27 protein-coding genes and 1 pseudogene are annotated in these 25080 nt (G+C 39.4%); 7 read left to right on the top strand and 21 right to left on the bottom strand.

The genetic code is table 11. The features are described 5' to 3' along the window. Positions 1-124: 124 nt before the first annotated feature. From hutP to K7887_RS07875, 8 genes are all read right to left on the bottom strand, one after another. The gene (gene hutP / locus K7887_RS07910; protein WP_223492993.1) at positions 125-565 is read right to left on the bottom strand and encodes a histidine utilization transcription antiterminator HutP; all 441 of its coding nucleotides are present in this window, start codon (positions 563-565) and stop codon (positions 125-127) included. 92 nt (positions 566-657) lie between these two features. Next, positions 658-1272 (bottom strand): hypothetical protein, encoded by a 615-nt coding sequence (locus tag K7887_RS07905; protein ID WP_223492992.1) that lies wholly within the window; start codon positions 1270-1272, stop codon positions 658-660. A 40-nt stretch (positions 1273-1312) separates the two neighbouring features. Then, positions 1313-2098, bottom strand: coding sequence for an SDR family oxidoreductase (locus K7887_RS07900; RefSeq protein WP_223492991.1), 786 nt, complete (start codon positions 2096-2098; stop codon positions 1313-1315). 113 nt (positions 2099-2211) lie between these two features. Continuing rightward, positions 2212-2514 carry an ArsR/SmtB family transcription factor gene (locus tag K7887_RS07895; RefSeq protein ID WP_010192379.1) on the bottom strand — a complete coding sequence of 101 codons (303 nt, stop codon included), beginning with the start codon at positions 2512-2514 and terminating at the stop codon, positions 2212-2214. A gap of 85 nt (positions 2515-2599) precedes the next feature. Next, on the bottom strand, positions 2600-4660 hold the full coding sequence (locus tag K7887_RS07890; protein ID WP_223492990.1) for a hypothetical protein: 2061 nt from the start codon (positions 4658-4660) through the stop codon (positions 2600-2602). Continuing rightward, a complete protein-coding gene (locus K7887_RS07885) occupies positions 4660-6810 on the bottom strand; it encodes a zf-HC2 domain-containing protein (protein ID WP_223492989.1) in 2151 nt (716 codons plus the stop codon). Before K7887_RS07885 ends, K7887_RS07890 begins: the two co-directional genes overlap by 1 nt. Positions 6811-7904: 1094 nt before the next feature. Further along, complete coding sequence (locus K7887_RS07880) at positions 7905-8930, bottom strand: C40 family peptidase (protein WP_223492987.1); 1026 nt, start codon at positions 8928-8930, stop codon at positions 7905-7907. 317 nt (positions 8931-9247) lie between these two features. Further along, a complete protein-coding gene (locus tag K7887_RS07875) occupies positions 9248-10144 on the bottom strand; it encodes a manganese catalase family protein (protein WP_223492986.1) in 897 nt (298 codons plus the stop codon). 173 nt (positions 10145-10317) lie between these two features. On the opposite strand from K7887_RS07875, the gene K7887_RS07870 reads away from it, so the two are divergent. From K7887_RS07870 to K7887_RS07860, 3 genes are all read left to right on the top strand, one after another. Further along, positions 10318-10410 (top strand): YjcZ family sporulation protein, encoded by a 93-nt coding sequence (locus K7887_RS07870; protein ID WP_010192368.1) that lies wholly within the window; start codon positions 10318-10320, stop codon positions 10408-10410. 185 nt (positions 10411-10595) lie between these two features. After that, the gene (locus K7887_RS07865; protein WP_223492985.1) at positions 10596-11069 is read left to right on the top strand and encodes a hypothetical protein; all 474 of its coding nucleotides are present in this window, start codon (positions 10596-10598) and stop codon (positions 11067-11069) included. Positions 11070-11073: 4 nt separating this feature from the next. Further along, the gene (locus K7887_RS07860; RefSeq protein ID WP_223492984.1) at positions 11074-11841 is read left to right on the top strand and encodes an alpha/beta fold hydrolase; all 768 of its coding nucleotides are present in this window, start codon (positions 11074-11076) and stop codon (positions 11839-11841) included. 41 nt (positions 11842-11882) lie between these two features. Here K7887_RS07860 and K7887_RS07855 read toward each other — a convergent pair whose 3' ends face one another. Further along, a complete protein-coding gene (locus K7887_RS07855) occupies positions 11883-12161 on the bottom strand; it encodes a hypothetical protein (RefSeq protein WP_223492983.1) in 279 nt (92 codons plus the stop codon). Between the two features lie 351 nt (positions 12162-12512). On the opposite strand from K7887_RS07855, the gene K7887_RS07850 reads away from it, so the two are divergent. The 3 genes from K7887_RS07850 to K7887_RS07840 all read left to right on the top strand — a co-directional run bounded on the left by K7887_RS07850 (position 12513) and on the right by K7887_RS07840 (position 15380). Then, positions 12513-12698 (top strand): aspartyl-phosphate phosphatase Spo0E family protein, encoded by a 186-nt coding sequence (locus K7887_RS07850; protein ID WP_223492982.1) that lies wholly within the window; start codon positions 12513-12515, stop codon positions 12696-12698. A gap of 464 nt (positions 12699-13162) precedes the next feature. After that, positions 13163-14848: an arginine--tRNA ligase gene (gene argS / locus K7887_RS07845; protein WP_223492980.1), complete on the top strand. Its 1686-nt coding sequence runs from the start codon at positions 13163-13165 to the stop codon at positions 14846-14848. A 76-nt stretch (positions 14849-14924) separates the two neighbouring features. Continuing rightward, on the top strand, positions 14925-15380 hold the full coding sequence (locus K7887_RS07840; RefSeq protein WP_223492979.1) for a DUF2269 family protein: 456 nt from the start codon (positions 14925-14927) through the stop codon (positions 15378-15380). A gap of 151 nt (positions 15381-15531) precedes the next feature. Here K7887_RS07840 and K7887_RS07835 read toward each other — a convergent pair whose 3' ends face one another. The 7 genes from K7887_RS07835 to K7887_RS07805 all read right to left on the bottom strand — a co-directional run bounded on the left by K7887_RS07835 (position 15532) and on the right by K7887_RS07805 (position 20462). Then, on the bottom strand, positions 15532-15786 hold the full coding sequence (locus tag K7887_RS07835) for a hypothetical protein (protein WP_223492978.1): 255 nt from the start codon (positions 15784-15786) through the stop codon (positions 15532-15534). A gap of 143 nt (positions 15787-15929) precedes the next feature. Continuing rightward, positions 15930-16895, bottom strand: a complete 966-nt coding sequence (locus tag K7887_RS07830) for an ABC transporter permease (protein WP_223492977.1) — start codon at positions 16893-16895, stop codon at positions 15930-15932. Between the two features lie 2 nt (positions 16896-16897). Then, positions 16898-17815, bottom strand: coding sequence for an ABC transporter ATP-binding protein (locus tag K7887_RS07825; RefSeq protein ID WP_223492975.1), 918 nt, complete (start codon positions 17813-17815; stop codon positions 16898-16900). Positions 17816-17830: 15 nt separating this feature from the next. After that, complete coding sequence (locus K7887_RS07820) at positions 17831-18607, bottom strand: hypothetical protein (RefSeq protein WP_223492973.1); 777 nt, start codon at positions 18605-18607, stop codon at positions 17831-17833. Between the two features lie 12 nt (positions 18608-18619). Next, positions 18620-19312: an ABC transporter ATP-binding protein gene (locus K7887_RS07815; protein WP_223492971.1), complete on the bottom strand. Its 693-nt coding sequence runs from the start codon at positions 19310-19312 to the stop codon at positions 18620-18622. Then, on the bottom strand, positions 19309-19686 hold the full coding sequence (locus tag K7887_RS07810; RefSeq protein WP_223492970.1) for a GntR family transcriptional regulator: 378 nt from the start codon (positions 19684-19686) through the stop codon (positions 19309-19311). The genes K7887_RS07815 and K7887_RS07810 overlap by 4 nt, the downstream gene beginning before the upstream one ends. Next, on the bottom strand, positions 19683-20462 hold the full coding sequence (locus tag K7887_RS07805) for a hypothetical protein (protein ID WP_223492969.1): 780 nt from the start codon (positions 20460-20462) through the stop codon (positions 19683-19685). Before K7887_RS07805 ends, K7887_RS07810 begins: the two co-directional genes overlap by 4 nt. A 290-nt stretch (positions 20463-20752) precedes the next feature. Between K7887_RS07805 and K7887_RS07800 the strand changes: the two genes are divergently transcribed. After that, positions 20753-20908: a hypothetical protein gene (locus K7887_RS07800; RefSeq protein ID WP_010193242.1), complete on the top strand. Its 156-nt coding sequence runs from the start codon at positions 20753-20755 to the stop codon at positions 20906-20908. A 42-nt stretch (positions 20909-20950) separates the two neighbouring features. Here the strand turns inward: K7887_RS07800 and K7887_RS07795 are convergent, their stop codons facing one another. The 5 genes and pseudogenes from K7887_RS07795 to K7887_RS07775 form a co-directional block, all read right to left on the bottom strand. After that, positions 20951-21295, bottom strand: a complete 345-nt coding sequence (locus K7887_RS07795; protein WP_223492968.1) for a TIGR04104 family putative zinc finger protein — start codon at positions 21293-21295, stop codon at positions 20951-20953. A 121-nt stretch (positions 21296-21416) separates the two neighbouring features. After that, a complete protein-coding gene (locus K7887_RS07790; protein WP_223492966.1) occupies positions 21417-21794 on the bottom strand; it encodes a cytochrome-c oxidase in 378 nt (125 codons plus the stop codon). 91 nt (positions 21795-21885) lie between these two features. Continuing rightward, positions 21886-22829: pseudogene (locus K7887_RS07785) on the bottom strand (nucleoside hydrolase). A gap of 58 nt (positions 22830-22887) precedes the next feature. Beyond that, the gene (locus tag K7887_RS07780) at positions 22888-23970 is read right to left on the bottom strand and encodes a Ger(x)C family spore germination protein (protein WP_223492965.1); all 1083 of its coding nucleotides are present in this window, start codon (positions 23968-23970) and stop codon (positions 22888-22890) included. Further along, positions 23957-25066, bottom strand: a complete 1110-nt coding sequence (locus tag K7887_RS07775; protein WP_317849243.1) for a GerAB/ArcD/ProY family transporter — start codon at positions 25064-25066, stop codon at positions 23957-23959. Before K7887_RS07775 ends, K7887_RS07780 begins: the two co-directional genes overlap by 14 nt. Positions 25067-25080: the final 14 nt, after the last annotated feature.

Genomic DNA, 25080 nt, shown 5'->3' with positions numbered 1-25080 from the left:
CTTTTCCCGCTGTTTCTCCATAGACGATTTCCCCCTTTTCCCACACAAAAAGAGGCCATACTTCGACCATGTAAGATGATCAAAGTACAGCCCCCTATTTATCAGCAACTATGGGCAAAAATATTTAAATGTGATTTATTCCCAGACCGATTGTTTCATGCTCCGATCCCCTGACAGGAGCCCCAATCGTTCCATAAAGTGCAACTGCAATCCAGTCGCCTTCTTCTAGATCCTCATAAGGATTTCCCCTTACAACGGCAAAACGCAAGCCTACGGTCCTCATGACAGAACCAAGCTGGACTTGACCGCGTGTCACTCCACTAAGAGCATCCATGATGGCATGATATAGTGCATGTGTTTCCCGGTATCCATCGGATTTGATGATACCTTCCCGCTTGGCGGCAGTTTCAATAGCTGCTACCACTTTTTGCGAATCCATGGAACCGACTTTTCCCATACAGCTTTTCCATTGTGGCGGTGTTGCTACCGGAAATTCCTCCTGGTCGCCGTTCATCGCGAGAAGTATTGCATATTTGCCAATTCGTCGATCTATCGCTAGTACCATATGCATTACCTCAATACTGAAAATTTTCTAATAACTAATGTCTACCTCAAGTGTAAATTTGTCCGTGCCTTCCTGTCAAGGAGTTTCTCCTTTTAAATTTCTTGAAACTCCTTGGACATCATATAATATTGCAAACCTTTTGTGGCCGCTAGTGCCTGTTCCTTTTTTTCTTTTGCAAGTGTATAGTTTTTGCGGCTTAAAGCAAGCTCCGTATCGATGGCAAACTTCATCCAATCTTTTCTCACTTCGCCTCTAAGCTCTTCCGCCTTCTTGTAATCTTTTTCTGCCACGGCAATTCCAGCCGTGATATACGTCTTAATTTCGTGCTGATCCACTTTTACAACTTGCTCTTTCGCCTTTGTGTAGTTGCCGACTCTTAAATAATACTGAGCCCAAAAGACTGCGGTCTTTTTTCCTTTCCACTTCCGTTCAAGCTCCTCCAGCTCTTTCTTGGCACCAGTCAAATTCCCGTCTGCCAATTCTAAAACAAACCCATAATACGGCTCATGACGCTTTTTTTCTAAATATTTCTCTATCTTCTCCACATCCCGGGATAAAAACATATATTTAACATCCCTGTAAGATAAGGCGATAAATGCTAAAACAAGGAGCACAACAAATATCCAGAAGTTGAATTGAACATTCAGAACTCCCAAGAGAATTCCTATTGCAAACCCTCCAAGTATTAACAGTAATAAATTCTTCATAACTCCCTAGCTTCCCTTCTCTTAAACAATTACTACTATTTTATATGGATTTGACCATGCCGCCATCAACCAAGAACGAGCTTCCCGTCATATAGCTGTTTGCATCTGACACAAGAAACGTTACCACTTTTGCAAATTCCTCCGGCTCACCGTAACGACCAAGCGGAATTCCCCCTTTAACTTTCTCTTCCATCTCCGCTTTCGTGATACCTTGTTTTTCCGCATTCACTTCATCCAAAAATGCCACTCTGTCTGTAGCAATTCTCCCCGGTGCGACAGTATTAATCAAAATGTTATCTCCCGCAAGCTCACCAGCTAAAGTCTTGGTCAAACCAACGATTCCTGTACGGAACGTATTGGACAGCAATAAGCCGGGAATTGGTTCCTTGATGGATGACGAAGCAATATTGATGATTTTCCCTCCGTTTTTCTTAAGGTGGGGAAGTGCTTCGCGGATAGTTCTGATATAGCTTAATAGATTTAATTCAAAAGCCTGCTGCCACTGCTCATCTGTTATCTGTTCAAATGAACCTGCAGGGGGACCCCCAGCGTTGTTCACCAAAATATCTAGTCGACCATATGTATCCACCGCATGATTTACGGCACGTTTAATCTGAGAAGGCTCTGTTATGTCCGTTTGAATATAAGTAGCTTGACCACCATCAATTCCTCTTAATTCACGTTGCACATCAGCTAACTTTTCTTCGTTTCTGCTAGCAAGAACCACATTGACTCCTTCGCCAATGAGTGAAGAGGCAATCGCCTTTCCAAGACCTTGGCTAGAAGCCAAAACTAAAGCCGTTTTTCCTTTAAGATTCATTTCCACCAAACAACACGTCCTTCCTTTTATAATACTTCTATTATAACGTTTACAATTTGTGTTGTAACGAATGAGGCATAAAAAAACAGCCACACTCTGATGGCTGCTTCCCCTATAAACTATAAACACTCACTCTCCACAATTCCAATCAAATCCTTTAGCATGGCAACGGATGGTTCCAAACTCAGAGAATAAATTCGTTGAGTTCCCTTTTGCTCAATTTCCACCAGTTTATTATCCCGTAATATTTTCAAGTGGTGGGAAATGGCGGGCCTTGAAAGCCTGGATGTTTCTGCGATTTCTGTTACAGTCAATGCTTCTTTTTCTGCCAATAGCAGAATAATATCCTGTCTCGCTTCATCCGCCAGTACTTGGAATAATGGGATACAATCCCGAAAGGTTTGGATCGCTTTTTCATTCATATAAAATACTCCTTCATCGTCCACTTCATCTTTTCCCCATTATACCAAGAAAGATGAGCAATTGGGACATTCATACGCCAACGCATTAATTTACTGGAATTCTATGTTCCTTTTTTTCAAAAAAATAATCATTGGATATTTGAGTGGCTTGTATCATTAATTGTGATTCTTCAGGATCTACTTCCACGTTAATCAATTCCACTTTGCGGTTTACTTCCTGTCGATCAAACCAATCATAGTCAGGTATATTGTACACATTCATCCTTTGCCCGTTATCATCAAAAAACTCCCAATGGAAGTTGCGAGATTTATAATTTTGTGTTCGTTGGCCTGTTATCAAAACGTTGGTAGGTTCACCTTCTTGTTTTTTTACAGAAAGCTCGTCTAAAGTGTATCCATCTAAATCAATATTTAATGGTTTCTCCGTTGTTTCCTCCAAAGGAACGGTAAGAGAATAAAAGCCCGGTTCATGGTAGTAGATGGCCTTAATTTCTGCAAACAGCTTTTCATCCCCTGTAGCTACACCTTTAATTCCCTTTAAGTCCTGATCAGCGTAAACATTTGAAAAATCAATTTGATACAGGGAGCTCATATTATTTATAGAAGGGTAACCGATTGGAATCAGGTACTCATTTTGATTGTTGACCAATACCACTGAGGCATACACATCGTGATAACTCATAAAAAACTGTTCATCATATTTCTGATTTGTCCGTTTCAGGTTGGTATCAATTCTCTCGATTTCCTCTTCCTTCAGTCTTACATCATATTTCAATCTGCTCCCGTACTTTCCTTTTTCTATAGAAAGGATTTCAAGTTCAATTTTTTCATCAACAACTAGTATTTCATTTAATTCCAGCACTTCTATATCTTCCATTGCTTTATCATATTCTATTGGAACCTCAATCTCCCAATCTCCGCCCCTGCTGTTCAACATATGGTATCGAATGATAAGCGTAAATTTATCCGGCAGGGCTGTTTCGTTCATTGCTCTTACATAAAAATTGGTGTCAGCTAACCTTTTCTTTTCCTGGCTTGCTCCGGTTTTCTCCATAAGACTATCTTTTGCGGATGCAGCCTCCATCGGATACGTTTTACCATCTTCATCTACGGCATAAACGGTAAACCTGTCAACCCCACCCGCACCTGATTCCTTTACTTCACTGGATACTTCATAGTGAACGACCATATGCAAAGGATCCACATCAACGCCTGTTATTTCCACCGTAATATCATTGTCTTCTGCTGTGTAAGTTCCCTCTGCCCATACATTATAAAAACTACCGTAAATTAAATAATTGCTTACCATCTTTGTCCATGGGATAACAGTCGGCAAAACAACAAACCCACCGACAATCACAGAGATCATCACACCAATCACACCCAACTGATAAGCCATGGTACGTTGTTTAGGTGTCTTGACTGTATATGGTGTCAATTGCGCTAAGACCTTTACATTAAAATCATCTTCCAGCGCCGGTGCTTGAAGCACATGCTGCAACATTCCCTCTTCCCGCTCTAAATGTTGAAGCAATTCTCTGCATACCGGGCAAAATTCCAGATGGTCATCCATCCGAATCTTTTCCGGACTCTCCAGTATTTCGTTTTGATAGGCAATTAGTTCTTCCACTCCCAAGCAGGAATCAGTAGGCTTCTCATTTTGGGAAACAAAGTTCTGCCTAATTATTTTTTTCGCTTCCAATAGATACCCAGTGAATTCTCTCACGCTATTTTCAGAAAGGACCGCTTTCCGTTCATCCGTTAACTCAATGAGTAAATAGGAAATCAACAAGGGAACCCTCGTTTCCTTTCTTATAGAAAGTATCTCTTCCTGCAACTGCATATAATGTGGATTATCAGAAAGCCAGTTTCCAAAACCCTTTCCATCCTCCAATATAGGCAACTCTTTCAGGAGAGGTAATACCTCCTGATACAACCAAAACGAGAACAGTTCCTTTTCTTGATAGTTTGATAGGTTTCCAAACACTTTTACAAAGCATTTATTTGTAACTTTTTCAGCTAATGCCTGACTCCCTGATAACCAATACCCCACCCTGTACACACTGTTTTTATATTTTTCAATGATTGGGTCAAAAGCTTCCAAGTCACCTGCTAGTACTCTTTTCACATATATTTTTTCATCCATCACTCTGACTCACTATCGTTTTTCTCTTCTTCATCGAACAAAGGGATCTTTTCCCATTCTTTTTCATTGTAATGTGTATAAATATAATCCGCTTTTATCACCAAATTTTCAGGAAATTCGTTTCCAGTGTTATGTGGGACGATATCAACATGCAGCAACTTTTTGACGCCTTCTTTTTGCATATCTTCGTAATGATACCAGCCTTCTGTTGGAATATAATTACCAGATTGATCAGATAGTTCCCAACCAATATCTCCACTTGCTCCCTTTTGTTGGTTCTCCCCATTAATTATGAGCGCATACTTCGTGATATTTCCTTCTCCGTCTTTAACAGGAGTTAGACTGTAATCCGATAACTTGTAGTTATTGATGGTACCCTCCAAGGGAGTAGTCTCTGTTTCTTCAAGTGGTACTTCCAGAGAGAAGAATGTCGGTTCTTGAAAAGAAGCACCCAACATTTTTATATAAAGTTCTTCCATTGGATTTTCTATTTGCCCCTCTATTTGATGCCTCCCCATTTGTATCTGTTCCTCATTGCCAATATAATAATTTGAAAAATATAATTCTACCGGTTCATTGGGTCCATAAGGGTCCATAAAGTGAAAGTAGTTAGGCAAGACAAGATGTTCTTCTTCCGTTGTAACATGCAGTCCGACATGACGTCCCTGTAGTATTTCTTCCATCCGATATTCTTGATCATGTTCTTTCAGGAGCTTCATTAATCTAGCTTCCTCTTCATCCGTGTGATTAATTTTATACCTTAATCTGCTGCCGTTTTTACTATAGGTAGCATCCATTATCTCAACGACTGCTTTATCGTCAATATTCAATGTTTTGTCCAGTTTAACTGTCACAGCTGTGTCTTCCACCTTGTCATACCTTATCGGAATTTCTATGTTCCATTTCCCAAATTGTCCTTGAAGCCTTGCAAAGTTTATTTCAAGGTTAAACTCGTCAGGTAGCTTATCAGGCATTTTCAAAAGATAGTAGGGTCTTTCTTTTTCCACCCCTTCCTCTTCAGCAAGACTACTAGCATACCGAAGATGGTCTGGGATCGTTGCGTCAACTGGGTATTGTTTCCCAGATTCATCTACAATCCTCAATGGCTTAGAGCTATAAAAATCCACATCTTCAACTGGAAATGTCTTGGGTAGTTCTTCTCCTTCTCTGCTAATCTCATAGTAAACAGCCATGTATAGGGAATCAATTTCCACTTTTGTGATCTCTAAAGTAATTTCTTCATCGGTTACTGCATATGTACCTTCCGTCCAGACATTATAAATGGTTCCATGCTGCATATATGTAGACACCATGGATGCAAGCGGCTTAAGGGTTGGTAAAATAACGACACTGAATAAGAAGATTGCGCCTAATATTCCCACTGCACTAAGTTGATATTTCCATGTGCGATGCTTTGGTTTAGCTGGAACATAAGGGTCGAGCTTCCTCAATACTTGATCGTTAAATGATTCATTAAGTTTTGGGTATTCCAATACCTTCTCTAACGTAGATTCTTCTTGTTTAAGAAAATGTAATACTTCTCTACAATCCGGACAGAACTCTAAATGTTCCTCTATCTTCCGTAACTTTTCATTGCTTAACTTCCCATCAAAATACAAAGAAAGCTCTTCCTCACTATGGCATTCTTCGCCTTCTAGTTTGATATCATTTGATAATGTAGAACGTCGAATTTGATTTAATGAGTTGGAATAATTTTCTTCTATTTCCTCTTTACTTATGCCGATTAGTCCCGAGAGTTTAGCAGTAGGGAAATCCAACAGCTTCATTAGTAGGAATTGAAACTTTGCTTCAGATGCCAAGGAATGAAGGGCTTCTTCCATCTCTATATAATGCGGATTATGAAAAGGCAGTTTGGCCTGTTGGGTACTATCCTTGTCTCTCTTCACACATAATATTGGAATGAATCGTTCGTAAAGCCAATCAGAAAAAAAGAGGGAATCATCGTATTTTTCTAGGTTTTGATAAACTTCAATAAAACCTTTTTCTACTATTTTTTCTGCTTCTGCTTCACTTGCAGACATATGATAAGCTACTGCAAAAAGCTTGTCCTTATAGCGATCGATTAGTTGAAAATATTTATCTTTGCTGCCAGCTAATATCTCTTTTATTTCTAGACTTTCTTCATTCAAATCCTTTTTCACCCTTTTTATGAATCTTTTGTCTTATATCAACAATTATACCATTTACAAGGTGTATTTTCAGAAAAATGAATGTATTCTTTAATTAAATGGCCATAAAAAAAGAAGCCACCAATTTTCAGCAGCTCCCATTAGAATCTTCGAACGAAATCACTTTTTAGATATATTTCTATTCTTTTTTCATCCATCGATGCTTCATGCTTTTTCGCCAATTCCTCATTTTTTCTTCCGAATAGTAATGTTAACATTGTTTTCATCCTCCATCATTCCTTTGTTTTGTTCTCACTCTTAGTATAGATTTTTACGCTGTTTTCGATAACATACTGCAGAATGGTTTTCTTTCATTCTTTTACCTACAGTCATTTCCAGCTTTATACCGAAAGATACTAAGTCTTGAGGAGGAGATAAGAAAAACCGAGCAAAAACGCCATGTCCTTTTTAATTGCTTGTTCATGCACCGCTGTTGATTTCCGCAAATGGCTTCGCTTTCCTAGGGGCGCTGCTGGAGCCTCCTCGGCTACGCCTGTGGGGTCTCCACCTAGCGCTATCTCCCTCAGGAGTCTTCGCCATTTGCTCCAATCCACAGCTAGAAATTAGGTGAACGAAATGTTAGTGCTTATACAGTTAACTCGGTTAAATACCTTTTCACAAACCCTTAGGTGAACACAGTCACCTTGTTGATTGTAGTGGAAGGCGCGCAGACGCCCGCGGGAGGAAGGGACAGGTGAGACCCCGCAACGGAGTGAGGAGGCTCACGGACCGCCCGCAGGCAAGCGAAGCGCCTGGAACGGAAATCAACCGAATTATATGCTTTCTTATCTCAAGAAAAAAGCCACGAAAAAAAGAGATGCATCCGATCCATCTCTTTTTTCCTGGCATCAAGTTTGTGAAAGTAGCCTAATTTTAATGATAAAGGGTAAAGGTTGTTCCGTTGCATCTATTCATTATGAAAAAGGGGAGTAATTCATGACATGTTAGACAAGGCAACAGCATTGTTCTACTAAAGTTGTGAAACAACCTTAAAAAAACATTATATTTCTACTTTGTTAAACTGGTTTGATGGTTATATTAACATTTTGTAAAGCTTAAAGAACACGAACCGCTTTTACCGCTCTCGGTTTCCAATAAGTATTATAAGAAGAGAAAGCAACCCCTGTACTAGTAGCTGCATGAAGGAGAGTGTTTGAATCCGTCACGATGGAAACATGGTTGATGACACCATCGCCTTCTGTATCAAAAAATACCAAGTCCCCTTTACGAATCTCACTCAATGGTATTTCCTTTCCTACATTCCCTTGTTGCGCGGAAGTTCTTGGTAGGTTGATCCCGTTTTCAGCAAATACCTTTACCGTATAGGAAGAACAATCAAATGCATCCGTACGGTTTGTGGAAGCACCATACAAGTATTTAGCACCTAAATACTTTTTTCCTGTTTCAATAATTGCATCCGCTTTCGCTTCCCAAGACGCGTCATTTCCAGGATTAGCAGTTACATTTCCTGGGATATTGATAACTTGGCCAACATAAATACGGTTTGCATTTTGGATAGAAGGATTTGCAGACAACAAGGCATTAAGTGTTACACCATGTCTGTTTGCTACAGATGAAAGGTTATCCCCGCTCTTGATGGTATATGTACTAGCCTTAGGCGCCGGTTGGCTTGGACTAGGAGCAGGCGTGACAGGTTGGCTCGGTGCCGTGCTATTTGGTGCTGCAACATTTATTTTCTGGCCTATATAGATTCTGTTAACGTCTTTAATGGAGGGATTCAGTTTCAAAAGATTGGCTAAGGTTGTTTGATGTTCCCTTGCAATGATGGACAAAGAATCTCCGGCTTTAATCGTGTACGTAATAGAAGTAGGTTGGCTCGGAGCTGGTGCTGGTGTTGGTTGAGATGTGGAGCCGCCTGCTTTTAGAAATAACTTTTGACCTGGAAAAATAAGATCGCTGTTAAGGTTGTTCCACGACTTGATATTACTAACGGAAACTTGATTGTTGTTAGCTATCTTCCATAAGGAATCACCAGATTTCACAACATAATCGGAAGCATAAGCTTGTCCAGAAAACATGATGGAAGTTACGAGGGCACCTGCCATTACTTTCTTTTTCATGATTGTTCTATTCTCCTCTTTGTTTACTTTTTCTATGTATAGTTGTATAGTAGCACGAATTTTTCAACAATAATATAGCTTTTTCTTCACATTTACCTCAAAAACGACAAAAAGCTTGTAGAACCAAAGTATCTACAAGCTTTTTTAGCGGTGATACACCGCTGTTGATTTCAGCAAATGGCTTCGCTTTCCTAGGGGCGCTGCTGGAGCCTCCTCGGCTACGCCTGTGGGGTCTCCACCAAGCGCTATCTCCCTCAGGAGTCTTCGCCTTTTGCTCCAATCAACAGCTAGAAATCCTCATATACTAAACTCTTTGTTTATATCCCGGCTGATCGTTGGAGTCTTTTGGCGATTTCCATGAAGTCTTCTTGGGAGATTCCTGGTGCGAATTCTTCTGGGACACTTTGGAGGTCTGGCATTGGTGCACCAGGTGGAGATCCTTGGATAACTTCAAGCCTCCCGCCATCTTCTGGGTGATTCCCCTTCCAAATCATTGCTACATCTTTATAATCAGTTGGACTGAAGGTGTATAGCTTACGATGTGCTCCTTCTGCTTCGAACTTTCTTGTCGTTTCGAACGCCTTATTTTCCAAGCTTGGAATAGGAACAAGCTTTGTAATGTCTACTCCTGTTGCAATCTCCAAAGCTTTTGCATATGCCACCACATGCACCCCACCGCGAACGAGGAGATAGCCGATCATTTCTCTGGCCACTGGGTTGTCTGTCATCTGGTATACTCTCATCTTGTGGGTTCTTGCCCCGCATTCCAGAAAAAAGTTATGCAGAAGATCCAACACCAAGTTGCCACTGTTGAAGACATTATCACCGGTCCAAGCCCTGCCCATTGAATCTCCAGGGAGTGCCGTTTGTGCATTGGCGATATAGTGATATGTGTTGCGGAAATCTTTGGTGTCTCTTAACGGCGTCGCATCCGGTGGTGCAGGATATGTAACACCTTCAAGCATCAGGTTTATCGTCGTCGTTACCAGCTCAACATGACCAAGCTCCTCTGCTGTAATGCTTGCAACCAAATCAAAGAATGGTTTCAACTTCTTTTTATTGCGGAAATTAAATGATTGAAACATATAGTTATTGAGTGTGGACATTTCACCAAATTTCCCGCCAAGCAACTCTTGAACAGCCGCTGCACCATTTGGATCTGGATTTTTCGGCTTAGGCAACGGAATCAGCAATCGATTTGAACGACAGAACATCTTCTCTTACCCTCCTTTAACCAATCAAAAAGGCTCTATTTACTTGTATGATTTCTGGGAATTGTCCTATAACCAAAAAGAGGCTTTTATCATGGATACAGGACATTCGCCTATACACTTTGGGTGTTTGTGACATAAGGTATGTTATCAACGTCAAAAGGAGAGATGTTTAAATGGGCAAAGACGCAGGCTGTGGAGCAGGCTTCACACTTTTCATCATCTTATTTATTCTTCTTATCATCATCGGAGCGGCTTATATATATTAAACCTACACACACTAAAACGCAGGAACCAATATCCCTGCGTTTTTTTCATGAGGAATATGCGTGTAATGAACATAATTCAGAAGTGATAGGTCAAGCTAAGGAGAGAGTAATGGCTGGAGGAATCTATATGCAAGAAAAATGCTATCAACATATGGACATACATATTAATACAGGGCCCTTCTTATATGAACAATCCACTTGAGCGTTTGCTATGGAGCATAGCGCTTCCTGGATTTGGCCAATTACTCAACAAAAAATATGTTAAAGGACTCACCTTTATCATCTTGGAGTTCTTAATTAATGTCCAAGCCAATTTTAATTCCATTATTATGTATAGTTTTAATGGAGAAATTGATATGGCAATAACAGAAGCAAATTACTTGTGGCTCATGTTTTATCCTTGTTTGTATTTTTTTGCGATGTGGGATGCTTATAAAGATGCGGGCGGTGGAAAATCCCCCTATTCCTTTCTTCCCTTCGTTAGCTGTGCTTATTTTGTTACAGTTGGCCTGATGCTATCAGGAAAAATAAAACTATTTGGCGTAATTGCAGGCCCTGTCTGGATGTCTATGTTATTTGTTATACCTGGACTTGCTGTCGGTTTTCTGGTGCGGGCAATATTACTGTTTGCCACCAAAAAAGAAGTTCAAGGAGGTTGAGGATATGGGGTATGTATATACAAGGGATAATGTAAGGATTTTTTACCGATTAATTGGAAAAGGGCCTACTACCATACTATTTATCCATCCACCTGGAATGGGCCATATCACGTTCAAACAGCAACTCCCCTTGTCAGATGAATTTCGTCTGCTCTATGTAGACTTAAGAGGAAATGGGAAGAGTGACAAAGGAAATGTACCGATCCGATTCTCACTTTTATCTCGAGACCTTTATGATGTATGTCATGAGTTAGGAATAGAGAAGGTGGTTTTATGTGGATATTCAAACGGAGCCTCCATTGCTATGGAAATGGCAATAAGATACCCGAAATTAGTGGAGAGGCTATTTTTAATCGGGGCATTTTCTGAAGTAAATTCATTCTTGTTAGGAAGCGAATTTCTATTGGGTATCATGGCATCCAAATTAAACATGAAACATCTGTTAGCAAATGTAATTTCAAATGCGCATGCATACTCCAAGGATTTTGGTCAGGAAATGGCCGAATATTTCTTACAAGCAGATGCAGACACCCTTTATCAGATGTACTTAAAAGGTCTTTCCTACAATTGTACGAATAGCCTTCCATCTATTAAATGTCCCATACTTCTGATATATGGTCAACGGGATTATTATGTTCATCATTATCAGTATAAATTTATGACACGTCATCACATGACAAAGGTTGTCTACATCAGCGGGGCCAGACACCAAATACCTACTAAGCATTCTACAGTGTTAAATATGATTATTAAAAGGTTTATCCATAATTAAATGATAGAAAAAAAGGGAGTCAATTAACTCCCTAGCTAAAACTATGAAATGGTAGTGGTTTTATTATCAGGTTTAGAGGAGTTAGGATTCATGCAATTGTGAGCAATTTTCATGCGGCTTAATGTGGTCTTTAGCGTATCATTTGCATCTTTTTCTTTGTCTAATTGGATATTTGTCATATCTACCATCGCCCTCACAACATTTTCAAAAGCAATCCGAAGCTTTTCGTCTTGGAGGGCATTCCCGTCTTTAACGATCATTTTCACCAACTCATTTGCATAGACATTCATTTTCTCCACGGCTTCTACCTTCTGATTCATGACGCACTCCTCCTATAAAATCATTTTGTTAATAAATATGAGAGAAAGGGATAAAGCATGCTTTTACACCTAATACATCCTTTACCTATATTATTCTATGATAATTGGGTAATTCCTTCTCTTCGACGAAACAAGTCACAACCACAAAAATTTCGACCTAATCCCTCCCTACTAGGAACAAATATTGTTGCGAAAAAACTACTAAAACATCGAATTAAAAGTAGTAAAAGAGATGTAGCTTTTCGATTTCCGAAGTTTTTCACGATAATACCTACTTTTTACACATAACCTATTTTCTTACAAAGATTTTTCGACTATAATATAGGAAATTGTGAAGAGGGAGTGATAAGGATGAGACTCATTGAACTTGCCGTAGAAAAAAAACGCAGCCAAATGATGCAAACAGCTTTTAAAACCGGACTGACTTCTGTAGAAACCGTTAGGCTAAGTCAAGAGCTTGATGAAATGCTAAATGTCTTTATTCCTCCACATCACGAAGAACAACAAAATAATAAACCAAAACCAATAAAAAAATAGTTACATCATTTTTAAAATTGTGTATAATTACATCAAACTTTTATAAATTAATCATTGATGATAAAGAGAGTACTCTATAGATGGCAAACCAAAGCGAATCAGGGACGGTGGAAGCCTGATGGAAGTCTATGGACGAAGCGCACTTTTGAAATGAAATGGGCACATCCCCTATAACGATGATAAGCGGCTTTTCAGGCAAAAAATGAAAAGTAATTAGAGTGGTACCGCGGGCATATGATAACAAGCTCGTCTCTTCAACAATTTGAAGAGGCGGGCTTTTTTATGTAATTCTACAGCTGTGGATTGGAGCAAAAGGCGAAGACTCCTGAGGGAGATAGCGCTAGGTGGAGACCCCGCAGGCGTAAGCCGAGGAGGCTCCAGCAGCGCCCCTAGGAAAGCGAAGCCATTTGCGGAAATCAACAGCGGTGTTTAAACCAACAACTTTTTACAAGGAGACGATTGAAATGAAACTGGCTGATCTTGCAGCAGAAACGCTGCATAGTGTTATTCCTGAGATCCAACTAGATAAGATTACCAAACTTTTAGAAAAACCGAAACATGCCCAACACGGCGACCTGGCTTTCCCGTGTTTCGAATTAGCAAAAATTAAAAGAACCGCCCCTCCACTCCTAGCAGCAGAAATTGCAACACAACTTAACAGCTCTATGTTTGAAGAAACAGAAGCAGTCGGTCCTTATGTTAATATTTTTTTCAAAAAGGACATAATCCAACAAAAGGTCGTTCATAAAATCCTGCAAGAAAAAGAAAACTATGGCGCCATTCATCTCAAAAACAAAGAAACCATCGTCTTAGATCTGTCCTCTCCAAATATCGCAAAGCCATTTTCCATGGGGCATCTACGCTCGACAGTGATAGGGAACGCCATCGCCAACATCTTGGAAAAGTCAGGCTTTGAGACCGTACGTATAAATTATCTAGGTGACTGGGGCACACAATTCGGCAAACTGATTGCCGCTTATTTAAAATGGGGAGAAGAAGAGAAAATCAGGCTTAATCCGATTCCTGAACTGTTAAAGCTTTATGTCAAATTTCACGAAGAAGCATCAGTAAACACAGACTTGAATGATGAGGGGCGCCGTTGGTTCAAGCAACTTGAGGAAGGAAATGAACAAGCTGTTTTCTTATGGAATTGGTTCAGGGAAGAGTCCTTGAAAGAATTTCATAAAATTTATCAGTTTCTTGGCGTCACGTTTGATTCCTATCAAGGAGAAGCGTTTTATAACGATAAAATGGACCAAGTAGTACAAATGCTTGAAGGACAAAACTTGTTAAAAGAGTCAGATGGTGCGCAAGTGGTGGAACTTGATGACCCTTCCCTTCCACCATGTCTCATAAAAAAATCGGATGGCGCTACCCTATACGCAACTCGCGATCTTGCTGCAGCACTATATAGAAAAAAGGCTTATCAATTTTCAAAAGCACTATATGTCGTCGGTCAGGAGCAATCTATCCATTTCCAACAGGTAAAGGAAGTACTAAAAAAGGCTGGCTTTGACTGGGCAGGAGAAATGCACCATATTTCATTTGGACTTCTTTTAAAAGATGGCAAAAAAATGTCCACACGGAAAGGGAAAGTTGTTTTATTAGAAGAAGTATTGCAAGAAGCCATTCAACTTGCTGAAAGAAATATAGAATCCAAAAACCCTAATCTTGCTGATAAGGAGGAAGTGGCCCGCCAGGTTGGTGTCGGTGCCGTCATTTTTCATGATTTAAAAAACTACCGTGTGAACTCTGTTGAATTTTCCCTAGAAGATATGTTGAAGTTTGAAGGAGAAACAGGACCTTATGTTCAATACACTTATGCACGGGCTAATTCCATCTTGAAAAAAGGCAATTGGACTGGTGAAGGAATTGACAAAGGATTAGGAGATAACTATTCGTGGGAAGTGACAAAACTTCTGCAAGAATATCCAGAGGTTATTGCAAATGCAAATAAGGCCTACGATCCTTCGTTGGTCGCAAAGCATATTGTTGATGTGTGCCAAGCTTTTAACAGTTGGTATGGCAATGTGAAATTCCTTCAAGAGGATCCTGAAAAAAGTGCCAGACTTGCACTTGTATCCGCTACTGCAATCGTCATTAAAGAGTCATTGCGTTTACTCGGCATTCAGGCTCCTCAAGAAATGTAACAGATATCGGTATTAAGAACATGAATCCAGCATTCCCCTCATATATTGAAGTATCAATAATATTGGGGGGATGCCTATGAAATGGCTTGTACTGATTCATGTCTTGGTTGCCGTCATTGGAATTGGTCCCACATTTTTCGGAAATATACTCCTTAGAAAACATCAGACCATTTCAGACCTTCGACACAACATCCTATTACAACACAAACTTGACTACTTCCCTAAAATTGGTGGAACACTTGCGGTGATAACTGGAATACTGCTAGTTCTCTTTGGCAACTATGGTTCTATCCTCCAAGTGTGGCTATTTGGTTCTCTCGTTATATACCTTTCCATCCAAGTCATTGTGATCGGATTTATCTCTCCTGCACTTAGTGAACTTCAGCGTTGGTTACTACACCCTGAAAACAGAGCCTCTACTCAACTGCCAGCCGAGCAGGATGCCACTCTATACAAAATCAGTAATCTCTACTGGTTGACCTGCATTTTGGGATTTCTCATCTTTATCTTAATGATCATCAAACCATCTTAATCTATAGGTCATCTCCTTTGCAGCATGAAAGTTTTGGGCTTATGGGCTTTATAAGGCGGAGGTGTTGGCCTATATTGATTAAGCGATTGGATGGGAAGATTGGTTGCTCGAGGCCCAATACCCACGCGCAAAAAAAGAGGCACCTATTATCTCAGGCACCTCCCACTCCACTATCCGCTCTTTTTCTCTTTCGATAAAATGCTTCTCTCCCCATATAGCTGTTAAAGAGCAGTTCCATTTTCTCCAAATCTTCCTGCAATACTATCGGGTCCCGTTCATCCCAGTAAACATAAGAGACAAAATAATACTTCCGGATGGGAGAAAAGAGCACTTTGGAATGTGGAAACTTATCAAAAAAACCTTGTATCTGCCCTTTTTTCAAATATGAAATATTCACCAGTTCCATCAACATCACCTACTTGTTTAAGGATTGGTCGAAATGACAGGCAAAGGACCTTATAGTTGTAATACCACATATACTCGTTAAATACACCATTATTACCATACACTATATTATGTCAACCAGTTCCGTTCCACTAAGCTAAATAGTTAAGCAGCAATGTCACGTTTCACAAATGTCCAGAAACTAACCACATGCAACAACACAAAATAGATTAAAAACATGACCGAAGAGAAGCCAAAACTAACTCCTGGAACAATTTGCATTCCTTCAAGCAATGTTTCAAAATGAATGTTGGCAAAAGGAGAATACTTGGCCCATTCAAACTTCATGGCAATCAGCGTAGTAATCTGGGTTCCTGTAAAAAGTAGGAATAGAGAAATCCCGATTGCAAGCGAGTTATTCCGGAATACACTGGATATCATGAAGGCGATAGTAGCGAACATGATTACCCCTAAGCTGCTTAATGCCAGTTTTAATAGTAAGTATAAAAATGGATGAACCTCAAGCACTTCACCACCAACATACAATAGGGAAGGCGTACTATCAAAACCAAAAGCAATAGCACCCGTTACAAATGTACTCACAAAAAAGATTGTATAAAAAATGACCATGAACACAAGTACGCTGATGTATTTTGCCAGCAAAATCTTACTTCTTCTTATGGGTCTGATCATTAAGAGCTTGATGGTCCCCCAAGTAAATTCACTAGCAATCATACCTGCCGCAATGATGACAACAAATAGAGTAATCAGGCTTGTCAATCCAAAATTCTCATTCATATATGTCCACACAGTGTTCCCAGTTGTGGGTTCCATATCATTTTCCAAGCGGTGCTCATTGATTGCCAACTGTCGCTCGAGATTGGCTCTATCCCCTTCCTCTGACTCTTCAATAGTCATTTCCAGGTATTGATTTTCCTGCTCTAAGGATTCCTCCCAGCTAAGCTCTTGGCCATTCGCACCTCCTTCATTTCTCGCATCGTCCAGCATTGATCCCATCATGATAGTAAAAATGACTCCAACGGCCGACAATAACACCAAAATCGCACTCATCACATAAAAGCTTGGCCTTCTAAACCATTTAATTAGTTCATTTTGGATTAAATTTTTCATTGTTAGACACCTCGCTCCTGTGACGTTTTTTCTAAGAATTTGTCTTCTAAGGTTTTCGTTACTTCCTTCACTTCAAAAACAGCAATATCTCGATCTACTAAACTTTTGATAAACATAGGGACAGCTGCACGATCCATCTCCGCCTGCAATCTGCCCTCTGCAAGATTATGAGGCATATCCATTTCACGCATCAGTTCCATCGCCTCTTCCGCCGGTTCACACTCCAGTTGATACAAAGTTTTACCGCCATCGTTTATAAAGTCCCTTATACTTTGAATATCAATTAACTCACCCTTTTGGATGATACCGACTCTATCACACATTAGTTCCATTTCGGATAGTAGATGACTTGAAACAACAATCGCCATTCCTTCTTCCCTGGCAAGACTTCGTAAATAATCTCGTATCTCACGTATACCTGCAGGATCCAGCCCGTTTGTTGGTTCGTCAAGAATCAACACTTTCGGTTTATGTAATAAGGCCTGCGCTATTCCTAAGCGTTGCCTCATCCCTAATGAATAGGTTTTAACCTTTTCACGGATTCTACCGGTTAATCCGACCAATTCTATTACTTCATCCAATCGTTCTGCTGTAATCCCGGGCATCATCCTGGCATATTGTTTCAAGTTCTGATATCCCGTCAGAAACTTATACATTTCCGGATTCTCGACTATTGCTCCCACTTGGCGAACCGCCTTCTCATAATCCGTCTTAATGCTTGCTCCGTCGATGTAAATATCACCTGAAGTAATACTCATTAATCCAACCATCATTCGAATGGTTGTCGTTTTTCCGGCTCCGTTTGGTCCAAGAAAACCGAAAACTTCTCCTTTATACACTTCAAAAGATACATCTTTAATGATTTCCTTGCTACCTATGTCCTTGCAAACGTTTGTAAGCTTTACTGCCACATCACTCATGCTACATAGCTCCTTTTATACTTCTATTTTCTTCATATTTTTTACTGAGAGGAAAAAAACCAATACACTTACAGCTAGAAATACCGTAAACAGCGCAAGGGAAAACTCTGACAAACTAACTCCTAGCGAAATTTCCTGATACCCATCTTGCGTTTCATTTGTGACTATAGTACCTAAAGATACGGAAGGAAAACTGCCAACATCCTTGAGTCGTTCATATAAAGAACTGAACATGAAACCTTGATGTATCTGAAAAATAAAGTACGCAATTAACCCGCTGAATGCGATACGCACATACTCAAAGCGCTTCCCTTTTGCAGCAGCATATTGGGACCAGAAAAAAATGGCCCAAATCGCTAAATACATGCCAACACCTATAATGGTACCTATTAATGCAAAGCCTTCAATAAATTCCTTACCTTGTAAAAAAGGCTGGCCACTGATGAAACAGGAAATCGCATACAATGCGATGGCAAAAGTAATAGAAATCAGGCAGTTGAACAATGAGATTACCAATTTACTAGAAAGCAGAGATCGAGCAGGATTAGGATTATATAACCACATCTTTAATCTTTGCTCTTTTAAAAGATTCATCACCATATCGGTTCCCATGTAGAAAATATGGATGCATATTAAAGTCAGCCCAACAGCTATGGAAACTTCCGGTTCATCCAGTCTTAACGATACACCAACACCTATCATCCACAGCACTAGAATAAAAAGATAATTCTGCAGCTGTCCCTTCATCGAAAGCTTCCAATCTTTTAATAACAGCCCCGTGTAATAGCCCATTCCTTCTCCCCCCTATTCCTGTAAATTTCCAATCATCCAGTCTTTAACCGACAATCCATTCGATTCCCTAATATGTTCTACGTTTTGATGGGCAATAAAGTTTCCATTTTTTATTAACACCACTTCATCGAGCAGCGATTCAATTTCATCAATTTCATGGGTCGCAATGATAATCGTCTGTTTGCCGAAATTGAGGAAGGTTAGAAGTCCTTTCACAATTGAATCTCTCACCATGGGATCCAATCCTGAAAACGGCTCATCCAATAGAATGTAATCTGCTTGTCTGGACAGGGCCAGCACAAGCTTAAGCCTGCCTCTGTTACCCTTGGACAACGTTTTTATCTTTTTGGATGGATCAAGTTTCATGAACACCAAGAGCTCTTCCGCCTTCACTTTATCGAGATCTTTGAATTGGGACGCATAGAATTTGACCATGTCCTCTACCGATAAGGCATCATAAAATACGTCAAGTTCTGTCATATAGGCTACCTTTCTGGCAATCTGTCTGTCGGCTATCTCACCATCCACCGTCACCTTGCCTTTATCAGGCCTTACCAAACCGGCGATCATTTTCAGACTGGTAGATTTTCCGCTTCCGTTTGGACCAAGCAATCCTATGATTTTTCCTTTTTCAAAGGATAGGTCCCCATTCTTCACTGCAATATCATTGCCGTATTTTTTACTAACCTGTTTGAATTTGATCATTTCCGATTCTCCCCCTCCTCCAAAAATCTTTCCACACTTTCAACAATCTCTTTTTCTGAAGCACCGATCTCCCTCATGCTTTGGACAAAACTTTCTACGACTTTAGTTTCCATGCCTTTTTTCAGCCTCATGAGCATCCCCTCATCATCTATAACAAATGTCCCTTGACCTCTCTTGGTTTCCACGATTTCCATCCTCTCCATTTCACTGTATGTTCTTTGAATGGTATTTGGATTTACACCTGACTGGATTGCCATTTCCCGCACGGAAGGAAGTTTATCTCCAGGTTTTAACACACCGCGAACGATTTCTTTACTTATCCGATCAATGATCTGCAAATAAATCGGTTTATCAGCATCGTATTTTGCTGTCATTTGACTTCCACCGCCTTATTTAAGAGCCAACTTGATAGAAAAAAGAGACCAATTATTTTTATAGAAGAAATAAGTAGACCTGCCAATGAAATATTTTCGCTGCCAGATCTGATCCCGAGGCCCTCTTCTTCAATATAGACATTCATGAATTTTGTCATTTCAACCGGAAAAGGTAAAATCGAGTGCAGTCCTGCCAACAACTGCTTTTCAATAAATAGAATCAAAAGGACGCTAGCAATGATAAACAACGTGAAAAGAACCACTTTAAACTTAGCTAAAAAAACGAACTTGCCCATCGAATGGTAAACTGTCCAATAAAACGTGTAAAAAATAGCAAGTTCCAAGCCACTAAACGTTAATTGTATACTCATTTGAAATATAGACCCTGCTGTTAAGAAGTTTTCACCTGGACTATCCAAAAAGAACACCGTTAACCCTAATAACAGGAAAGCCATAAATAGACTGATGATTTGGAGCAAAATTCCTGTCAGAAGTTTACTGCCTAACATCATGGTTGTGGAACGTGGATTATGCAGCCACATTTGCGACTTTTCCTCTAAGCTCAGTCCTGATCCTACAATCATGGTGATATAAATCACATGAATTCCGATAATCATAGATGTCGCAATATACAAAAGTTCATGGTTCTTGGTAAACAAACTCCCACCCAATACAGCTGCCCAAATAAAAAGCTTGAAACATGTAAGGAAAATAAAATGGTTTTTTGTAATCAGCCATTCTTTTCTCATCAACCCTTTAAAAGCATTGGTTTCCATTAAAACTCCCCTTTGCGTTTTAGTGTTCTAGTTAGATAGTACACTAAGACAAATTGGAACGTCAATCTTTATTTCAATTATTTTACAAGACGTAGATATACAATCTCATGCTAAACATCCTTATCATTATTCCGATAAAATAACTACCCACTTTTCTTTTATGTGGTAAAATGACACTGGTGTACATATATTTAGTTTTTTTTACAAATTTCTACTTAATTACTTATTATTTGTTAGAATATTTTGTATAATATACTTACAAATTTCTTCATGTGTGTAGGAGTGAAGTGATGGATACGAGAGCGAGAAGAATTGTACGTAATAATAAGAAAAGTCAATTCCATTATTTAATTGTCTTAAAAGATTTTATCGGTTCTTTTGTACTTCATGCTATCTCACTGGTCATAGTGGCCGCCTTCCTGATCTGGGTACTAGATCAGGTGTAAAAAACATAAAAAACGAGAAGGAATCGAAATCCTTCTCGTTTTTTATTTAGCTTTTTCTTCTTTCTTTTCTTCTGCCGGCTGTAGCTTTGATTTCTTGTAACGCACTTTGGTTGCTGCATAAAACACCCCGGCTGAACCAAAGACTAACACAATAAGCACTTGGCTCCATCTTGTATGTAAAACCCCCATCATCGCACTTAGCATATAAGCAATAAGAATCGGTATTAGCACAGTATAAAGAGATAAGATGAAACGGAATTTTTCATCTACTTCATAAACGGTTTCGCACCCCTCACACTTGATTGGGCGATACCCAAAAAAGACAGAGGTTAACTTGGTTTTATATTTTACTTCTTCTTGACAGTTTGGACATTGGTGAAATGACATGTAATCGACCCCTTCTTCATATTGCTCTTACATTTCATGATATCAAAAGCCATGCTAAAGGAATAGTTGCAAAACAAAAAAGATCCAGTACACCTTTAGGGCACTGGACAATTATTAAAAATCATTCACTTTCAGGTTGCTTGACGTTCTTTAATACATTTATCACAAACAATAACACACCTAAAGTTGTTAAATTTGCCCCGACAATTGTCAAAATCAATAAAGACTCATTACCGTATACGACAAACGCCAACCCAACCATCATCAATGGCAATCCAATATTGTGTAACCAAAAATGCCATGTTGCAAGTTTCGTTTTTCCGGCTGCAGGAAATAAAATATAAATGATACCAGCAAGTGTCAGAGCGGTCCATCCAAGAAGATTAATATGAACGTGTACAGGCGTCAAATTGTATGCATGTGACGTTGACATATAATAACCGATACCAACACCTATCAAAAAATAGATAACGGAAATTTTTATCAACCTAACTCCCATTATCATCCCTCCAGTTCTATAACTTCACACACTACTATAGTACGTACTGTCATGAGTCTATAGAACTGTTTACTACCAAATATTACAATAATCAATTTTCGTTCGAAATAGGCGAGGACATGACCTTTACGAAGTTTTCAGCGAATTCCTCTGGATCCACCTCTAGTGCAATAGTCACTTTATTTCCTTTCTCATCTGGTTTTGGACGAAAATCCGCGATACTAACTCCTCTTAAATTCCCCTCATCTAACCCAACTTTGACTTCTTTCTCCACATATTTGAAAGCTTGCGGCGTTGTCACAGCAAACAATGTCATGACATCATGCAAAGGACTTCCTTCTATACCTGGTATTAGCTTTTGGTAAGCTTTAAAATAATAATCAAATATCTCTTTGATAAGACTTTGATACGGGTTGTTTTCTTCCTTAATAATGTCATCAATCATTTCCGGCGTGATGATTGCTTCTTTCGTGACATTCAACGGATAGAGAACACCATTTTTCACTTTTTCCATTACAATTCCTGCAGCAATCGGATCACCATAGAAATTTGCTTCCGCTCCTGCGGTTACATTTCCTGGAGTAAGAAAGGCACCTCCCATTAAATAAAAACCCTTAATTGCATTCATCGTTTCTGCACCAGCTAGGTTAAAGGAAATGGCAAGGGAAGTGGACCTCCCAACATCCACAATGATCAATTCTTCTCCATAGTCCTCAATTAATTTAAAGATTGCATCAAAGTTTAATAATTCTCCTTTTATCGTGGCCGGAGGTTTAATTGGCCCTAATCCTTCTCAGGATAATAGGGAGTAAACTCACCAGATAATGGTGTTTTCGCCCCGCCAATCAATACAATATCCTTCTTGCCGCCAAGTTCGAGAAGATAAGCCACATTTTGCGTTGCTTGTTCTTGATCGACATTGCCATAGCTTGTCACAATACCAACCAATTCAATTTCCGGGTTCAACAACGCATAAATAATGGCCAGGGAATCATCAATCCCGGGATCACAATACAACAGAATCTTCTGAGGCATGTTTAGCCCCCCTTATCAGATGTTATCCTATTATATTCAACACACTTGGACATCTGACCTATTCCGTAATACCTGTGCTGATAAGCCTCACATCTGCCTCCACTTGAACCCTTAAAGTTGGATAGGTCTCGTCTTTCCATTTTTTATAGTCAAAGCCCCTTTTACGAGATTTTGCTTCATATCCTAAGCCAATCGGATCTACCCCTTTTTCCTGAAATTCCTGTATCATTGATTGCGATTCTTTGATGATTTTATCTTCCAACAACTTTTGGAACTCCTTCAATTCCTTTGGAGTTACTTTGTTACCGGTATATTCTCTCACCGCTCCATCCAATCTTACTGTTATTTTAATAGAAGGAGTGTCATCTTCCCATTTCACCTTAAATTTCCTATCTGTCTTAATACTGCGAATAGAAACGAATTCCTCTTTCCCGTCCACTTCTAAAGAAACGGTCCCATCGGAATGCTTGTCCACGAGTGTTTTAAAATAAAACAATTTTTCATTCGGAATGGTCATTTCATATTTATCTTTTTTCATAACTGCGACTCCCACAATTTCTGCACTATCTTCTGTTTTCTTTAAAATAGGTAAGTTGGGATCCTTCCCCTTTTGAAAATAATCTGACAGGAAAATATGCAAATTGGTTTTTGGAACGTCCCGTCTCTCTATATTGTGTTTAAGCAAGTTGAAAAGATGATCCCCTGTCCCCCTGGTACCAAGGTTTTGTTCTAATAGTTCCTTTGTCTCTCCATCCACAATTGCCAAGTATAAACCTGTTCCGATACTTGCATCCCGTTGTAAACCGTCCACTAGTTGGAGAATACCCTTTTCTGCCATCGCTTTGTTGAACAACACTAGCTCTAAGCTCCCGTTAACAATCGGGACGGATGATTCTTTCTGCGCACTCCTTAATATATCTTTGTTCAACTGGGAGATTGCGGTAAATGTTTCATTGACAATCTTTTTATCGGCTTGATATACAGGGACAACGAAAGTACCCATCACTTCGTTTTCCCCTATTAAATCAAAGCCCTCCACTGATTCAATATTAATATCATCCACTATTTCCTTTTCCAAGCACCCTGTAAGAAAGAGACAGATTGAGATGGAAATAACCCAGGTGTAATTATATTTTCTCATCTTCTTTTTTCCCCCTTCTCCAATGCACAAATGTAATAACTAAAAATAACAAGGGAATATAAACATAGCCCATATAAAATCCTACTTGTCCCAAATAAGAGTTTAATTCATTGATTAATTTTCTATCTTCGAATTGATTCATGATAATAAACACCACAACTGTTATGCCTGTTAATGCGGTTCTGTGTTTCAATTTGGTCATTCTTTTGGCAAGCCGGCTAGAACACCATAGAAACAGGCAGACATTAGGAAGGATAATAAGACACCAATTGGCAATTCCGATATATTCTACACGTTCTACAAATGGAAGCTCAATGATTTTCCAAATGGAGAGCGTTGCCCATACATTTTTTTGCAGCTTCCCTTCACTGAAATAGGCAAACGTGATTAACGCGAATATTAGATAGATGAATGAGGTGACAAACACTCCTAAATGAGCCCATTTTTTGGATTGTTGTGGTTTGCTTATAAATGGATAGAACATTAATAGCGTCTCAAATCCAAGCATACTTAAAGTCATATCCCTGCCTGACAGAATAATGTCTTTAAGGGAATGATCGAATATTGGTAGCAAATTTCGAAAATCTGCATACTCAAGTGGAAGTACAATTGTTAAGATTAAATAAGAAGGTAGCATAACTCCCAAAAAGGCTATCCCTGTAATGACTCTAAATCCACCTGTAATGATGTAATACACCAGGAGTAAAAATATTAGTGAAAAAAACCACGTGCTCAAATCTGGAAATAACCAAACTTGTACCACCTCAATATATGTTCGCAGCACGGTAACAGCTGTCATGATGAAGTAGATAACAAAAAAGAGGTTTAGAAGGTTACCTAACCATTTCCCAAAAGCCATTCGATGGGCACTCGCCAAGTCTCCGTTACTTTTTTCACATATCTTGTATATCATATAAATAATAATATGGGTAATCCCACCAAAAAGGATAATCCCCATCCAAGCATCGTAGCCGGCAGACATTGCAATAATCCGCTGATAGCCAAGTGCCCCAACTCCAAACTGTGTGCTATGAATTAAGTAAAACACTAAAAAGGATGAAACTTGGAACTGCTTTGGAATTTTTTGCAATGTCATGCCTCCCTTCTTAT

The sequence above is a fragment of the Sutcliffiella horikoshii genome, assembly GCF_019931755.1.
Lineage (GTDB): Bacteria > Bacillota > Bacilli > Bacillales > Bacillaceae_I > Sutcliffiella_A > Sutcliffiella_A horikoshii_E.
This window is presented reverse-complemented; position numbering and strand designations above follow the sequence as displayed.

What these genes read in the sequence shown, in the direction of transcription:
- K7887_RS07835 (WP_223492978.1), bottom strand. Translation starts at nt 15,786, where the DNA reads ATGGAACTGGTGAATATTTCATATTTGAAAAAAGGGCAGATACAAGGT.
- K7887_RS07820 (WP_223492973.1), bottom strand. Translation starts at nt 18,607, where the DNA reads ATGGGCTATTACACGGGGCTGTTATTAAAAGATTGGAAGCTTTCGATG.
- K7887_RS07890 (WP_223492990.1), bottom strand. Translation starts at nt 4,660, where the DNA reads ATGGATGAAAAAATATATGTGAAAAGAGTACTAGCAGGTGACTTGGAA.
- K7887_RS07825 (WP_223492975.1), bottom strand. Translation starts at nt 17,815, where the DNA reads ATGAGTGATGTGGCAGTAAAGCTTACAAACGTTTGCAAGGACATAGGT.
- K7887_RS07905 (WP_223492992.1), bottom strand. Translation starts at nt 1,272, where the DNA reads ATGAAGAATTTATTACTGTTAATACTTGGAGGGTTTGCAATAGGAATT.
- K7887_RS07895 (WP_010192379.1), bottom strand. Translation starts at nt 2,514, where the DNA reads ATGAATGAAAAAGCGATCCAAACCTTTCGGGATTGTATCCCATTATTC.
- K7887_RS07865 (WP_223492985.1), top strand. Translation starts at nt 10,596, where the DNA reads ATGAACAATCCACTTGAGCGTTTGCTATGGAGCATAGCGCTTCCTGGA.
- K7887_RS07815 (WP_223492971.1), bottom strand. Translation starts at nt 19,312, where the DNA reads ATGATCAAATTCAAACAGGTTAGTAAAAAATACGGCAATGATATTGCA.
- K7887_RS07880 (WP_223492987.1), bottom strand. Translation starts at nt 8,930, where the DNA reads ATGAAAAAGAAAGTAATGGCAGGTGCCCTCGTAACTTCCATCATGTTT.
- K7887_RS07860 (WP_223492984.1), top strand. Translation starts at nt 11,074, where the DNA reads ATGGGGTATGTATATACAAGGGATAATGTAAGGATTTTTTACCGATTA.
- K7887_RS07775 (WP_317849243.1), bottom strand. Translation starts at nt 25,066, where the DNA reads ATGACATTGCAAAAAATTCCAAAGCAGTTCCAAGTTTCATCCTTTTTA.
- K7887_RS07790 (WP_223492966.1), bottom strand. Translation starts at nt 21,794, where the DNA reads ATGGGAGTTAGGTTGATAAAAATTTCCGTTATCTATTTTTTGATAGGT.
- K7887_RS07850 (WP_223492982.1), top strand. Translation starts at nt 12,513, where the DNA reads ATGAGACTCATTGAACTTGCCGTAGAAAAAAAACGCAGCCAAATGATG.
- K7887_RS07830 (WP_223492977.1), bottom strand. Translation starts at nt 16,895, where the DNA reads ATGAAAAATTTAATCCAAAATGAACTAATTAAATGGTTTAGAAGGCCA.
- K7887_RS07810 (WP_223492970.1), bottom strand. Translation starts at nt 19,686, where the DNA reads ATGACAGCAAAATACGATGCTGATAAACCGATTTATTTGCAGATCATT.
- argS (WP_223492980.1), top strand. Translation starts at nt 13,163, where the DNA reads ATGAAACTGGCTGATCTTGCAGCAGAAACGCTGCATAGTGTTATTCCT.
- K7887_RS07795 (WP_223492968.1), bottom strand. Translation starts at nt 21,295, where the DNA reads ATGTCATTTCACCAATGTCCAAACTGTCAAGAAGAAGTAAAATATAAA.
- K7887_RS07855 (WP_223492983.1), bottom strand. Translation starts at nt 12,161, where the DNA reads ATGAATCAGAAGGTAGAAGCCGTGGAGAAAATGAATGTCTATGCAAAT.
- hutP (WP_223492993.1), bottom strand. Translation starts at nt 565, where the DNA reads ATGGTACTAGCGATAGATCGACGAATTGGCAAATATGCAATACTTCTC.
- K7887_RS07840 (WP_223492979.1), top strand. Translation starts at nt 14,925, where the DNA reads ATGAAATGGCTTGTACTGATTCATGTCTTGGTTGCCGTCATTGGAATT.
- K7887_RS07805 (WP_223492969.1), bottom strand. Translation starts at nt 20,462, where the DNA reads ATGGAAACCAATGCTTTTAAAGGGTTGATGAGAAAAGAATGGCTGATT.
- K7887_RS07780 (WP_223492965.1), bottom strand. Translation starts at nt 23,970, where the DNA reads ATGAGAAAATATAATTACACCTGGGTTATTTCCATCTCAATCTGTCTC.
- K7887_RS07875 (WP_223492986.1), bottom strand. Translation starts at nt 10,144, where the DNA reads ATGTTCTGTCGTTCAAATCGATTGCTGATTCCGTTGCCTAAGCCGAAA.
- K7887_RS07800 (WP_010193242.1), top strand. Translation starts at nt 20,753, where the DNA reads ATGGATACGAGAGCGAGAAGAATTGTACGTAATAATAAGAAAAGTCAA.
- K7887_RS07870 (WP_010192368.1), top strand. Translation starts at nt 10,318, where the DNA reads ATGGGCAAAGACGCAGGCTGTGGAGCAGGCTTCACACTTTTCATCATC.